This window comes from Lysinibacillus sp. Bpr_S20 (assembly GCF_023337835.1).
Lineage (GTDB): Bacteria > Bacillota > Bacilli > Bacillales_A > Planococcaceae > Lysinibacillus.
This window is the reverse complement of the sequence record NZ_JALNLQ010000004.1, coordinates 552,049-566,368: the sequence shown is the minus strand read 5'-3', so window position 1 is coordinate 566,368 and position 14,320 is coordinate 552,049. Positions and strand designations below refer to the sequence as shown.

The 14,320-nt window shown below is 38.0% G+C and carries 16 protein-coding genes; 2 read left to right on the top strand and 14 right to left on the bottom strand.

Annotation, left to right across the window (positions count from 1 at the left end; genetic code table 11):
* Positions 1-240: 240 nt before the first annotated feature.
* From MWJ95_RS13680 to rpsU, 10 genes are all read right to left on the bottom strand, one after another.
* The gene (locus tag MWJ95_RS13680) at positions 241-591 is read right to left on the bottom strand and encodes a diacylglycerol kinase family protein (RefSeq protein ID WP_249072559.1); all 351 of its coding nucleotides are present in this window, start codon (positions 589-591) and stop codon (positions 241-243) included.
* On the bottom strand, positions 592-1,065 hold the full coding sequence (gene ybeY, locus MWJ95_RS13675; protein WP_249072560.1) for an rRNA maturation RNase YbeY: 474 nt from the start codon (positions 1,063-1,065) through the stop codon (positions 592-594). It lies immediately after the preceding gene.
* 12 nt (positions 1,066-1,077) lie between these two features.
* Positions 1,078-3,198: an HD family phosphohydrolase gene (locus MWJ95_RS13670; protein ID WP_249072561.1), complete on the bottom strand. Its 2,121-nt coding sequence runs from the start codon at positions 3,196-3,198 to the stop codon at positions 1,078-1,080.
* A gap of 390 nt (positions 3,199-3,588) precedes the next feature.
* A complete protein-coding gene (locus MWJ95_RS13665) occupies positions 3,589-4,545 on the bottom strand; it encodes a PhoH family protein (protein WP_249072562.1) in 957 nt (318 codons plus the stop codon).
* A 2-nt stretch (positions 4,546-4,547) separates the two neighbouring features.
* Positions 4,548-5,672 carry a sporulation protein YqfD gene (locus tag MWJ95_RS13660; protein ID WP_249072563.1) on the bottom strand — a complete coding sequence of 375 codons (1,125 nt, stop codon included), beginning with the start codon at positions 5,670-5,672 and terminating at the stop codon, positions 4,548-4,550.
* Positions 5,662-5,922 (bottom strand): hypothetical protein, encoded by a 261-nt coding sequence (locus MWJ95_RS13655; protein ID WP_249072564.1) that lies wholly within the window; start codon positions 5,920-5,922, stop codon positions 5,662-5,664. Before MWJ95_RS13655 ends, MWJ95_RS13660 begins: the two co-directional genes overlap by 11 nt.
* A 54-nt stretch (positions 5,923-5,976) precedes the next feature.
* Positions 5,977-6,459, bottom strand: coding sequence for a hypothetical protein (locus tag MWJ95_RS13650; protein ID WP_249072565.1), 483 nt, complete (start codon positions 6,457-6,459; stop codon positions 5,977-5,979).
* Between the two features lie 26 nt (positions 6,460-6,485).
* A complete protein-coding gene (floA, locus tag MWJ95_RS13645) occupies positions 6,486-7,490 on the bottom strand; it encodes a flotillin-like protein FloA (RefSeq protein WP_249072566.1) in 1,005 nt (334 codons plus the stop codon).
* 3 nt (positions 7,491-7,493) lie between these two features.
* Positions 7,494-8,825 (bottom strand): NfeD family protein, encoded by a 1,332-nt coding sequence (locus tag MWJ95_RS13640; RefSeq protein WP_249106040.1) that lies wholly within the window; start codon positions 8,823-8,825, stop codon positions 7,494-7,496.
* Positions 8,826-9,147: 322 nt separating this feature from the next.
* Positions 9,148-9,321, bottom strand: coding sequence for a 30S ribosomal protein S21 (rpsU, locus tag MWJ95_RS13635; protein WP_004227078.1), 174 nt, complete (start codon positions 9,319-9,321; stop codon positions 9,148-9,150).
* Between the two features lie 356 nt (positions 9,322-9,677).
* On the opposite strand from rpsU, the gene MWJ95_RS13630 reads away from it, so the two are divergent.
* Together MWJ95_RS13630 and MWJ95_RS13625 are read left to right on the top strand one after the other, a co-directional pair.
* On the top strand, positions 9,678-11,015 hold the full coding sequence (locus MWJ95_RS13630) for a TrkH family potassium uptake protein (RefSeq protein ID WP_249072568.1): 1,338 nt from the start codon (positions 9,678-9,680) through the stop codon (positions 11,013-11,015).
* Between the two features lie 22 nt (positions 11,016-11,037).
* Entirely contained in the window at positions 11,038-11,694 is a 657-nt protein-coding gene (locus tag MWJ95_RS13625; RefSeq protein WP_249106037.1) for a potassium channel family protein, read from the top strand.
* A 68-nt stretch (positions 11,695-11,762) separates the two neighbouring features.
* Here the strand turns inward: MWJ95_RS13625 and MWJ95_RS13620 are convergent, their stop codons facing one another.
* From MWJ95_RS13620 to MWJ95_RS13605, 4 genes are all read right to left on the bottom strand, one after another.
* A complete protein-coding gene (locus MWJ95_RS13620) occupies positions 11,763-12,332 on the bottom strand; it encodes a manganese catalase family protein (RefSeq protein WP_249072570.1) in 570 nt (189 codons plus the stop codon).
* A 127-nt stretch (positions 12,333-12,459) separates the two neighbouring features.
* Positions 12,460-12,723: a spore coat protein CotJB gene (locus MWJ95_RS13615; RefSeq protein ID WP_249072571.1), complete on the bottom strand. Its 264-nt coding sequence runs from the start codon at positions 12,721-12,723 to the stop codon at positions 12,460-12,462.
* The gene (locus MWJ95_RS13610; protein ID WP_249106034.1) at positions 12,716-12,943 is read right to left on the bottom strand and encodes a spore coat associated protein CotJA; all 228 of its coding nucleotides are present in this window, start codon (positions 12,941-12,943) and stop codon (positions 12,716-12,718) included. The genes MWJ95_RS13615 and MWJ95_RS13610 overlap by 8 nt, the downstream gene beginning before the upstream one ends.
* A gap of 198 nt (positions 12,944-13,141) precedes the next feature.
* On the bottom strand, positions 13,142-13,627 hold the full coding sequence (locus MWJ95_RS13605) for a DedA family protein (RefSeq protein ID WP_249073022.1): 486 nt from the start codon (positions 13,625-13,627) through the stop codon (positions 13,142-13,144).
* Positions 13,628-14,320: the final 693 nt, after the last annotated feature.

Below are 14,320 nucleotides of genomic sequence, written 5' to 3'. Positions count from 1 at the left end.
CTGTCGCTTCGCTTTCGCACAGATAAAACATTTGTTGCTGTCGCTTCGCTTTCGCACAGATAAAACATTTGTTGCTGTCGCTTCGCTTTCGCACAGAAAACATCCGCTGCGCTCCAATCAACTTTATAATACAATTTATCAAATGGCATCCCAAACTTTTGGTGATGAGTCTAATAAATTCATAAATTCTCCAGTACAATTGCTACTTACTTCATAACCGAATTAATCATTTTAGTAAAATTAAAACCATTTCGGTATAAATATGAGTAATCCGATTATAGCACTGAATATCGCAAATACAAGTACTGCGCCTGCTGCAAGATCTTTAGCCTGCTTTGCCAGAGGATGGATAGTTGGTGAAGCTAAATCTACTACTCGTTCAATTGCTGTATTTATCATTTCAAATACAAACATTAGTGCTATTAATAACAACACAATATACCACTCTAAACGTGATAAATCCGAAAAATAGCCAGCAATCAAAACTATTCCCGCACTTAGCAAGTGGGATATAAAATTTTGCTCAGTACAGGCTGTAAAAATTCCTTTAAAGGCATACCCAAAAGAGCGTACAAATTTGCGACCATTCATTTATTCTCGTCCTAAGCCGAAAGATTGTAAAATCTCATCCTGCTTACCGAACATGACCTTTTCATCTTCTGGCACCATATGATCATAGCCAAGTAGGTGTAAGAAACCATGGACCGCTAAAAAGCCTAATTCTCGCTCAAACGTATGTCCATATTCCTGTGCCTGTTCTTTTGTACGATCTGTTGAAATAATAATATCTCCTAACACACGAGGCATCCCCTCAAATGTTACTTCCATTTCTCCCTCACCTAATTCCTCGAGAGCAAACGAGATAACATCTGTTGGTTGATCCTTGTCACGATATTCTCGGTTTATTTCTTGAATCGTTTCATTTGTAACAAACGTCACTGACACTTCTGTTTCCGGCTCAATCTTCTCCTGTTGCGCAGCATGCTGTAAAAGCTTTTCAACAAGCTCCATATGCTCAGCAGCCACTTCATTTGTTTCATCTGTAAAATCAATTGTTAAAATCATAGATCGATCCTCCTACTTATCTGCCTTTGGATATTCAATTCGTGAGTGGAAAATTCCATTCAACGTTTCACAAAGTACTCGCTCTATACATTTTAACTCTTTTATTGAAATATCGCATTCATCAAACTGATTGTCTTGTACTCGATCATCAATAATTGCTCGTACCAACTTTTGAATTTTTTCTGCATTCGGTTCCTTCATCGATCGAACCGCTGCCTCAACGCTATCTGCAACACTAATAACTGCTGCTTCCTTCGTCTGTGGTTTCGGACCTGGATATCTATACGTTGTATCATCTAAACATTTTCCTTCTTCCTTCGCTTTAAAGTAGAAGTATTTTAATAGACTAGATCCGTGATGCTGCAAGGCAATATCGATAATTTCCTGTGGCATCTTATAGCGTTTTAGCATTTCAGCCCCATCAGTTGTATGCGCGATTATAATTTCCGCACTTTTTTCTGGAGGCAATGAATCATGTGGGTTAATACCAGACATTTGATTCTCGATGAAAAAGGCAGGCCGCTTCGTTTTGCCAATATCATGATAATAGCATCCTACACGCGCCAGTAATCCATCCGCTCCAATTTCCTCACACGCTGCCTCCGCTAAATTTGCCACCATTACACTATGATGATATGTTCCAGGAGCCTCCACTAGTAATTTTTTTAGTAATGGATGGTTTGGATTCGATAATTCAATTAAACGCACCGAAGACAATATACTAAATGCTGATTCAAAGAATGGTAATAGCCCCATAGTAAGAGCCCCTGATAATAAAGCCGATATCATTGCCGCTATAAAGTAAAACACTAGCTCTTGCATGCCATAGAAAGATTGTGTCATGAGTAAATAAAATGCGATAAACGCCATATTTACTAATCCTATAACCCCTACAGCCTGTAAAATATGCGAACGTTTTTCCATACTACGCAAGAAGAATAAGCTCGCAAAGCCGCCAAAAATTATATACAGTGTAATTTCCATCTGCATGACAGAGGAGTAACCCTCTTGAAAAATAACACCTGCAGATGCCGCTGTCATAACCGTAATTAGTACTGCAACACGATCATCCGCTAATAGCCGTGTAAGCAGTGTAGCCAAAGCTGTTGGGAAAAGGAAGGCAACCGTAACATCGAAACCACCTGAAACTAAGCTTATAAATTTCATCAACAGGATGGATAAACAATAAACAATTACTGTTACCAATAAGGCATTTCGTTTTTTATGCTCATCTATATCCCAACGTTCAAATAAAACAAACATGAACGTCATTTCCAGAAGGATTAAAATAATCAGCCCTGCAATCGGTTTCATCGATGCCTTATTACTCACCATACCAAGAAGCTCTAATTGACGAAACGCCTCATTATCAATAATTTGACCTTCCTGTACGATGACTTGCCCTTGAAGAATTCGAGTTGGTTCGACCGATTCCTTCGCTTGTGCTTTTCGAATTTTCGTTTGTTCTTCGTTTACGGTCTCATTTTCAATAATACTCGTCCGTCCTATTAAAACTATCGTATTAAATATTTTATCTGGATAGCCTCGTTGTCCACGAATTTTTGTCTCAAATTCATTTTGATCCGCAAATACATTTTCTGACCGAATGGATTTTTGTAAATAATCCTGAACAGATTTTGATAGTTGCGTACTTGTTCTTTTTAAATCTGCTTCACTTTGTAGTAATAAACCTTCTAGCTGCGAATCAGTAAAAATAATTGGCATTTGCTCTGAATCTATGGATTCAAACTTTTTGCGGAGCTGCCCTACTTGGTCGGCAATCGGAATAGGTTCTTTACTGCCCTCAACATCTGCCTTTACTTCAAGAACATAGTCAAATAAAGAAGTGACAATCGCAGCTCGCTGTTTAGCAACATCCGCAGAAAATTGATAAACTGGCGCGACCGCACTTACTGCTTTTTCTCGTTCCTGTTGCGTTTTATAAGTATCTTCTACAGTTTTCGTAGATCGTACTGTTTCAGGAGCTAGTTGTAATGGTTTAAAATCATATGTAACACCTTTAACATTGCCATACATAAAAGCAAATTGTAGAGCTCCTGTTAAGATGAGAACGACAATTAAAAAGTAGCGGAAGCCAATAAGTTCTGTAAATTTTTTTAATTGTTTCTCCATCTGGCACCTCCTCTATCTACCTACTATCATACCAATTCAACATACATTTTTCTCGATAAATGTATAAGAAAGCAAAAAAACAGCTATACAAATCGTACAGCTGTCACAAATTTTTCCATTTTCCAAGCATTTTCACGTTTGTTAAATTTTATATTGCTTGCATCTGTTGGTGCAAACTTCAAAGCCAGTTGCACCTGCCGCTTCACTTTCGGTGCAGAATTTGAAAAACCGTTGCACCTGCCGCTTCACTTTCGGTGCAGACTTCGAAACCCGTTGCACCTGCCGCTACGTTTCACTACGCTTTCGGTGCAAACTTTAAAACCCGTTGCACCTGTCGCTACGTTTCACTGCGCTTTCGGTGCAGACTTTAGAATTGCGCTCTGCGCAATTCTAAAGTTGCTGTTCTTCGTAGGCTTTGATGATTTTTGCTACGATTGGGTGACGTACTACATCGCCTTGCTCTAAAATTTGGAAGTGTATTGATTTTACATACTTTAGTGTACGTTCTGCTACGATTAACCCAGATTCCGTATTTTTAGGTAGGTCGATTTGTGTTTTGTCGCCTGTAATGACCATCTTTGAGCCAAAACCTAGTCGCGTTAAAAACATCTTCATTTGCTGATGCGTCGTATTTTGAGCCTCATCTAAAATAACAAAGGCGTCGTCTAATGTACGACCGCGCATATATGCCAATGGTGCAATTTCGATTGTTCCTCGTTCAATTAGTCTTTGCGTTTGTTCTGTCCCGTAAATATCGTTTAAAGCGTCATAAAGAGGGCGTAAATAAGGGTCTACCTTTTCCTTCAAATCCCCCGGAAGAAAGCCTAGAGACTCCCCTGCTTCTACTGCAGGGCGTGTTAAAATAATACGCTTAACGTGCCCATTTTTTAGCGCCTGTGTTGCCATGACTACCGCTAAATACGTTTTCCCAGTACCAGCTGGACCGATACCAAAAACAACGTCTTTATGACGGATTGCTTGTATGTATTCTCGTTGACCAATTGTTTTTGCACGAATAGGCTTCCCTTTTGTCGTGCGTGCTATTTCTTCATCATAAAGTTCTGCAAAATATTCAATTGTTCCTTTTTGTGTCATTTCAATAGCAGTTGCTACATCACGCTGATCAATATTAATTCCTTTACGAATGACCTTTAAAAGAGCTTGTAAAAGGAATGTTGCTTGTTCCTTTGCATCCTCTTCACCAGCAAGCTGAATCTGTTCACCACGTGTAATAATATGGACTTTTAGAGCTTCTTCGATTAATTTCATATTTGCATCGGAAATTCCGAGTAGCATAACCGCTTCGTTGGGATTATCCACTTGTAATACAGTTAAATGTTCTGACATAATCATTCTCCTTGTAGGCCTTGTATTGGACTGGCAATGTTTTCATTGACTAAAAATAGAACTTTCCCTTCAACTGTACCATTCCCCCACTTTACCTGTAAAAGGTTTTCTTTTTTAATAACCGTTTTCGCAGGTAATGAACGTAATACCTTTTCATGAAGTAATGGTATGAGCAATGAATCTATTTTAGATTCATCTAGCTCTACTTGCATTTTTTTAGTGTACTGCTCCTCAACAATTGAAACATATGGGTCGAGCCAGCTAGGTAAATCTTTCTTTTGCACATAGTCAACTTTTTCTTTGTCTTTGTCTTGATGAATGCCTTTCACTAATACACGCCATTGCTTCTGTTGTAGCGTTTCCATCGTTAGTTTTGTTGGAATTTTAAACGAGCATTCGAGCCAATAATCAGCGTAGACCTCTCCCTTTGCCCCAACAAAGACTTGATCTTCACCACTTTCAATTACGCCACTTACCAGAACATCACCCTCGTAAGCCGTATCGTTGACTGAAATTTTCCGTTCTCCATTTTGAATATTAAAGTGAGTAATTACACCACTTTTGGTTGCTACTAAATGCGTCGCTAGTTTTTCACTCGTTTGTTTAGTTTGTTTCGGAGACTCCTGAGGCCGTAAAGTTACACGTCCACCATACTTTTCAATATGCACCCACGAAAGATCTCGATGTCCTTCTAATAATTTCTGACGAATGACAGCATCTGAGGGTAGGTCCTTTTTAGAAATGGGTGTTTCTAATTGAAATGTATCTTCAAATGTCTTGCCAACACGTTCCTCTAATTCTGGCGTTGCCGCTTCAATATCAATACGCCAAATAATCTGTGCACAAAGCATTGGTATTAATATCATCAACGCTAAACCAAGCACAGTCCAAAGCTGCGCTCGAAAAACTTGAAGCTCATCTGCATAATAGACAGCCATTTTAAGTCGGTAACGACTACGTACACGGCGAATCTTTGGTAGATAATGCATCGTTGTTTCAAAAGCAACCTCTTGCTCACGAAAAACAATCCGCTTTAATGGCACATGTTGTGCATGCAATGCTTGAATAAAAGGATGAACATTTTCATGACGCTTTATACGTATGATAATTGGCCGATTATTCCACATTATCGCTCACACCCATATCCTTTGTGATTTTCATATGAATCTCCTGTAAATCTTCCACAGAAAGATGAAGCATTTCATCTTTTAGCGCATTAATTTCCACTGATTTTCCACGCACAGTAATATGATAATCCGCATATATAAAAGAGCATGATGAAGCATCAGCATGTAGAAAACGATATGGGCCAATGATTTTTAATGTTTCATATTGTAATAATTCAAGTAGTGGCGTTAATTGAAATAGTTTTCTCATAAAAAATGCCTCCTTCTTCGGCAATATATGCATCGAAAAAGGAGGACATGCTAGTTATTTTCTTTTTGCTTTTGGAGGACCCAAAACTTCTGCCATTACAACAGCTTGCATGATTGATTTTTTTGATTTTGGTAATTGAAAAGCCGATTGCGATTCAGCCACTTCCGCAACTTTTTTCCCAGCTGCCAAACGGCCAATACTTTCTCTATTCGAAGTACGACCCATCTTCTCAGTCGGTACTAAAGAGGGAGCTACATAGCTCGGTGTTTTTTCAATTACTGTTTTTTCGACATTTTTTTTCGGCTCTTCGAATTGGGGCTGTTCATTTTCCCATTCACCTAAAAATCCACGTGCAAAATCCTCAAAACTCTGTGGTTTAGATTGTTGCTGTTGCGTCACCTCCGCTTTTTTTATAACAGGAGGCTCCACTTGTGAATCCTTGTTAAAAGGAGGCATCGGTTTTTGTTCTTTCTTTTTTGATTTACCGAAAATAGAGCTGACTATGGCAATTATCACAAATATAATTAATTGTTCCATTTATTAGTACCGCTCCTTTCAGTTTTTTATTGGTTAGATTCATTAGTTTCTGATTTATCTGAGCCTACTTTAGAAATGGAGTCTCGCATCGCTGTATCTGCTTGAATGTTGCGGTAGTTCATGTAATCCATAATACCAAGATTTCCAGAACGTAGAGCTTCTGCCATCGCCTGTGGAACTTCAGCCTCTGCTTCCACTACTTTTGCCTTCATCTCTTGTACGCGTGCAATCATTTCTTGTTCGTTCGCTACAGCCATTGCACGACGTTCTTCAGCCTTCGCTTGGGCAATGTTTTTATCAGCCTGCGCTTGTTCAATTTGTAATTCAGCACCGATGTTTTTGCCGATATCAACGTCTGCAATATCGATCGATAAGATTTCAAATGCTGTACCAGAATCTAAGCCTTTTGCTAGGACAGTTTGAGAAATCATATCAGGATTTTCAAGAACTTCTGTATGACTAGAAGCGCTACCAATTGTAGAGACAATCCCCTCACCTACACGGGCAATAACTGTTTCTTCACCAGCACCGCCGACTAGACGCTCAATGTTTGCACGCACAGTAATACGTGCCTTCGCTTTAACTTCAATCCCGTTCATAGCAACACCAGCAATAAATGGTGTTTCAATAACTTTCGGGTTAACAGACATTTGTACTGCTTCTAATACATCACGACCAGCTAAGTCAATTGCTGCACAACGTTCAAATGTTAACTCAATGTTTGCACGGTGGGCTGCGATTAACGCATTGACAACACGGTCCACATTACCACCTGCTAAATAGTGACTTTCTAGTTGATTGATCGTAACAGGTAAACCTGCTTTATGTGCCTTGATTAATGGGTTAACAATTCGTGATGGCACTACACGACGTAAACGCATACCGATTAATGTGAAAATACTAACGCGGACACCTGCAGCAAGTGCAGAAATCCACAGCGCCACTGGTACAAAGGTAAAGAATACAGCGACTACAATGAATAATAAGACAAGCCCTGCAATTGGACCTATTAAAGCTAAATCAAATCCCATTGACTATTCCTCCATCTCTTTTTCTGTTTGTCTCACAACAATACGTGAGCCCTCTACTTTAATAATCTCTACATGTTTCTCAGCGTCAACATAACCACCTTCCGATACTACATCAATGCGTTCATTACCTAATAGCATTGTACCGGCTGGACGAAGTGGTGTAATCGTTGTACCCACTTTCCCAAGCAGCTCTGTACGATTCACGTTGGAGACATAGCCCTCGTCCGTCGTTGTCGCATCCATCAAGACTAGCTTGTTTAAAACATGCAATTTTTTACCGAAAAATTTCATCAGGATCACCATTCCTATTATCGCTACAACAAGCGCAATGAAAATCGCTATTATCATTTGCATCATGTTCGCACCTGCCAGTATCAGACTTAGTAATATTAGCACACCACCCAAAATACCAACAATACCTCCGGGGACAAAAAATTCCGCAATCACAAGCGCTAAGCCTACAATAAATAAAAGTAATGTTTCATAACCTGCTAAGCCTGCTACCATATGACCGAAGAAAAATAATCCAAGTGCTGTCAACCCCATTATACCTGGAACACCAAAACCTGGCGAATAAAGCTCAACTATAAGGCCCAAACTTGCAATCGACAATAAAATCGGAACGATAATCGGATTCGTAATAAAACGAGCAAGTTTTTCAGCAAAAGTAGGTTCAACTGGAACGATATCACTGCCATTTAATTGCGTTGCTTGTAAAAGTTCTTGGAAATTCGAAACAGTCCCATTAGAATAACCTACCTCTTCTGCCTCCGAAGCAGATAAAGTTAATAATTTCCCTTTTCCTGCTCGAAATTCTGGTAAATCTTCAGATGCATCAGCCATGGCTCGTGCATATTTCGGGTCGCGTTTTTCCTTCGATTCTGCAGCTGCTTCCATTTGCGCAACCCACGCACTATGAGCCTTTAAGTCTGCTGCATTTCCTGCTGAATCAATAACTGCAGCCGCCCCAATCGTTCCACTTGGCACCATATAGATTTCATCCGCATGTAAGGCTAAAAAAGCACCTGCAGAATGCGCATCTTTGTTAATATACGCAATCGTACGTATATCCGTTGCATCCATCAGCATAGCAATATCACCAGCTGCATTCACGAAACCGCCAGGCGTATGAATGTCTAAAATAATCGCCTCTGCATAGTTTTCTTCCGCCTCTTTAAAAGCTCGTTCTAAAAATGCGTGAAGTCCTCGTTCTACTTCATTATGAATAGGAATGTGGTAAACCTTACTACTCGCATAAGCTGACGTTAATGGAAACGCTAACAAAAATGTCATCCAAATAACTAATAAATAGCTGAGGATTCTCCATCTTCGCATCTTTTTCCCTCCCTTCTAACATGCTTCTCTCCTGTATATACGACTGACTATGCAAAAAGTTTCATAAATCCTAATAATTTTATTATTAGTGAATTATTAATGTGTGTGGCTTTAAAATATAGTTTGTACAATTATTATATAACATAAAAGCCGAATGCATCTCAGGGATCACATTCGGCTTCTCCAATATGTACGTAAATATGAGCTTAAAGTAAAATACCTGAAATTAATCGACATGATTAATTCCAGGTATATCTTTGTCTGCTCAGTGAATCATACAATTGCGTGTTATGAACGTAGGGATTTTTAATGGGAAATTAAATTACCACTTACGTTTACGTGCAGCTTCTGATTTCTTTTTACGTTTTACGCTAGGTTTTTCGTAGAACTCGCGCTTTCTAACTTCTTGAATTGTACCACTTTTTGATACAGTACGTTTGAAGCGGCGAAGAGCATCTTCAAGCGATTCGTTTTTGCGAACGACAGTTTTTGACATCTCTCTTTCCCTCCCTCCGAACACACGTCAATACACAAGTAGGCAAATAACCAACTGTTGTGTACTAAAGAATTATAACGTATTGTCTAAAAATGGTCAATAGAAAGTATGCGATTTAATCTGATGAATTTTTAACTTTCATGACTTAAGAATTTTCAGCTTGCTTTTGGACAACAATAAATAAACATCATTTCGTCCAAAATGGCTTTGAAACACCCTCTAGAGGCTTTGCACCAACGTTACTGCCGCTTTGCTTTCGCACAGCTGAATGGCCACAGGACGGGACGTTCTTTGCAGCGGGTTGTTGGACTCCTGCCGAAATAAGTTAAAAAGAAAAGGCTCAATAGGAGAATAAAATGAAAACATTTAAAAATAAATTAAACCCTCCCAAAATACTTGTTCTGGGCTTTGCCGTGATCATATTAATCGGAACATTTTTCTTAACGCTCCCCGTTGCAACAGTCGATGGTAAAGGTCTTTCATTTTTAAATGCTTTATTTACTGCTACCTCCGCCACCTGTGTAACAGGACTGGTTGTTGTAGACACCGGTGATACATTTTCGATATTTGGAGAGTTAGTTATTCTTTTTCTTATCCAAATTGGCGGATTAGGCTTTATGACGTTTGCAACGTTTTTATTTTTACTATTAGGTAAAAAGATTTCTTTAAAAGAAAGACTTTTGTTAAAAGAAGCATTTAATAATGTTACAATTGCTGGTCTCATTAAATTGGTTAAAAGGATATTATTATTTACGGTACTAATTGAATGTATAGGTGGCATCATTTTATCTATTCGTTTTTCGTTCGATATGCCTGTAGGTAAAGCCTTTTATTTCGGATTTTTCCATGCGATATCAAATTTTAATAATGCGGGTTTTGATGTAATGGGTGGTTTTAAGAGCTTAACAGAATATGTAGATGATCCTTTCGTCGTATTAACTATTTGTGCATTAATTACGATTGGAGGCTTAGGGTTTATTGTTATAAATGAACTATTTGAATACCGCAGAACGAAACGACTTTCTGTGCACTCAAAAATTGTTATAACTACAACGCTTATTTTAACAGTCGGCTCGACGCTTTTAATATTCTTATTTGAATATGGTAATAGTAAAACCCTTGGACCACTATCTGAATGGGGCAAAATTCTTGGTTCATTATACCAAGCAGTAACACCAAGAACTGCTGGCTCCAATACCCTCCCCATTAGTGATTTAACACATTCAACATTGTTTTTAATAATATGGCTAATGTTCATCGGAGGAGGTTCTGGATCAACAGCTGGAGGTATAAAAATAACGACTTTCGCTGTTTTAGTTGCTACGATGTGGTCCCAATTAAAAGGGAAAGAAGACGTTGTGCTTTTTAGACGTAGAATTGTACACGAAACAATATTAAAAGCTTTAACAGTTACAATGTGCGGGATGATAATTGTCGTAGTAGTTACCATTGTCTTAAGTTTTATTGAACAACGACATAGTTTTATGATGTATTTATTCGAGGCTACTTCCGCATTTGGAACCGCTGGACTTTCCATGGGGCTAACCCCCGAGCTATCAACTGGCGGCCGTATTCTTATCATTTTAACAATGTTTGTAGGGAGATTAGGCCCTTTAACAATTGCTTTTGCCATTACAAATCGTCGGAAAACAGGGGCTTACCGACATCCAAAAGGAAAGATTATGATTGGATAATACGATAAGGAGGGGGAATACAATGACGATCAAGCAATACGCTGTCATAGGTCTTGGTAGGTTTGGAGTAAGTGTAGCCCGCAGATTGTATGAAGCTGGACACGAGGTATTAGGAATCGATATTAACGAGGAAAGAGTCGAAGATGCCGAACCTTATGTTACACATGCCGTTATCGCTGATACAACAGAAGAAAAAGCACTTAACTCCATAGGGATAAGAAATTTCGATTGTGTCATTGTCGCTATAGGTATAGACATGCAATCCAGTATTTTAACTGTCTCCTTATTAAAGGAGCTAGGTATCAAAAAAATAATTGCGAAGGCTCTTGGTAAAAGACATGGACAAGTTTTAGATAAAGTCGGCGCAGAGTGGGTTATTTACCCTGAACGAGATATGGGGGAACGTGTAGCCAATCAGCTACTTTCACCAAATATGCTAAATTACATTGAATTGTCAAAAGAGTACAGTATAGAGGAAATTATGATTCCTTCTAAAATGGCTGGTCAAAACCTAAGGGATTTAGACATTCGAGCTCATTATAATGTAAGTGTTATTGCCATAGTTCGAGATGGCAATATTACCATTTTACCCTCACCAGATGAGATTATTAAGGAAAAGGATATTTTAGTTATGATTGGTCATAGAAAAGATCTTACTGTATTTTCAAATATTGAGTAGAAAATGAAAATAGGCTGTATCAAAAAGGTATTTTCCCCTTGAAACAGCCTGCACCTAAGATGTTCTTTTTAAAAGATTTTCTTGCTATCCCTATCGTCTTTTAAAATCTCTACAGCCTCTCTGAAACGTAGAGAATGGACAATTTCTCGTTCACGTAAAAATTTTAGGCTATCATTCAAATCAGTGTCATCAGATAAATCAATAATCCACTGATAGGTCGCTCGTGCTTTTTCTTCAGCTGCAATATCCTCATACAAATCAGCTATCGGATCCCCTTTAGCCTGAATATAAGTTGCTGTAAACGGTGCACCAGCCGCATTCTGATAAAATAATGCCCTGTCATGATTGACATAGTGTTCTCCAAGGCCTGCCTCTTTGATCATCTCTGGAGTGGCATCCTTCGTAAGTTTATAAACCATCGTAGCAATCATTTCTAAGTGAGAAAATTCCTCCGTTGCGATATCTGTTAACAAACCAACCACTTTATCGGGAATCGTATAGCGCTGATTCATATACCGAAGTGCTGCTGCTAATTCTCCATCTGCACCACCATACTGCTCAATTAAATACTTAGCAAGCATAGGGTTACATGTACTCACCCTTACTGGATACTGGAGCTTTTTTTCATAATACCACAAAAATAATTCCTCCTAGTTACTCATAATCAATTATGCCTAGGCATAATTGCGTCCAGAATCGGCTTCGTTCCGGGGCAAAAAACCTCTTTCTGCGGCTATTTTGACGCCCGTTGAAAAGCAACTTAAGTTAGACTTGCCATGGCCAAGGTGTATCCACCCAATTAAAAGGATAATTTGAATAACTTCTCCCAAAATTCATAAGTGGTCCAAATTTCTGCTCAAATTCAACCTTTAGTCGCATACTTATTTCAGTGTTTTGATTAAATTGTTGAATGGCATCATAATCGTGAGGATGAGTGTCTAAATAAAGATTTAATTCCACTATTACAAAATCAATGGCTTGTATTTCTTCAAGCAGCTTATAAAATTCTGGTGGCATTTCTTTACTCATTCTTCACCCCTCCTTCTTTGGGATTTGGATAAGGACTAAATAATTGCGGCCATAATGTGCCAGATCTGAGAGCTTCTTGAGGGGTTTGAAATTGCGGTAGCCCAGGCGGTTGAAAACTCATATATAATTGGGGCGGTGTAGCAAAACTTTTAACCCTTATTGGTGGACAAGGATCGAATGGGCTAACAAAAGGCTTCCAATATTTATATTGCGTAAACATTGTATCCTCCCTTCTGTAATCAATTACATCAGTGGAGTATATGAGGTAGATAAATTTTTTATTCAGAACAGTGTTACGATCTGGAGGAAGTCACATAACCAGAGGCTCCGCTGCAAATCTATAGAACACAAAAAAGTAGCTCGCATTTTTAAAAACGCGAGCTGTGTGTTGTAGCTATTCATTTGAACCGTATTATCTTTAAAAAGTTACCCCAAGAAAATATCCTATAGAAATAAAAATAATGACCCATGTCAACGATCCAAAACAAGCGAAAGCAAGATACGTCCTAAACTTCATCTGAGTTATGCCAGACATGTAACTTGTTACATGTCTAATACCCGGGACATAATACCCTATAATTATTGTCCATGGCCCAAAACGATGAAACCATCGCTCAACCTTAGTAAATCGTTTATTATTGAGACCAATCCATTTTCCATACTTTAATATTATGGGTTTCCCTAATTTATTTCCCATAGCATAGCTAATTATCATTCCAATAGTTGAGCCAAGAAAGCTAAAGAAAATACTCAATACATAGTTCAAATGCCCCTCATGACACATAAATCCCACAAACGTCATCAAGATCTCATCGGGAATGGGTAAGCCTATAATCCCTAAAGACAAGAGTAAAAATATAGCAAGATATCCATACTGACCAATAAAACTGCTTATGAATTCCACGAAAAGTTTCTCCTTTGTTAATTCGTTACCTTTATCATCAAATATCATATATTCCCCCATTTTTCGCTTAAAAACACTGGAATGATTATTATAAACGAAGAGGAAATTAAGATTAAAAAATAGTAGTTTACGAATAATCAATTCGTTACATCTACCCATTCAATCCTAAAATAATCTATGTTATCGATGTTACTAATTTATGTAATAATTTGATGCACATCTATACACTAATCTTATACAGACAACAATAATCGGTCCAATAATCACATAAGAACTTTTTTAGAAAGTATAGATTTTTACTTATCACCATAAAAATTATGATATTCCACCCAATACTTTTTTGCAATTACTCTTCATCATACATCATCTACTATGAGTTAAAAAGAGCGATAACAAATACAATAAATTATTAGGTTACATAATTGATTTAAATCAATAGGAAATTTATCAACTTGCTCAAATATTAAATTTGGGAATTAAAGCAGCTTTAAAATATGATTATTTAAGATACGGATTCATTTTAACGTGAAATTAAGATGAATTTCACGAAATGTATATTTTCTATCAATAGACTTCCAAAAAATACAAAAGTGAAAATAAAATGGGGCTAGTCCATAAGGAACAGCCCCGTAACATTTGCTATACATATTTAAAAGGGATGGATCACTATGGGTGCTCCCTTTTCTATGAATT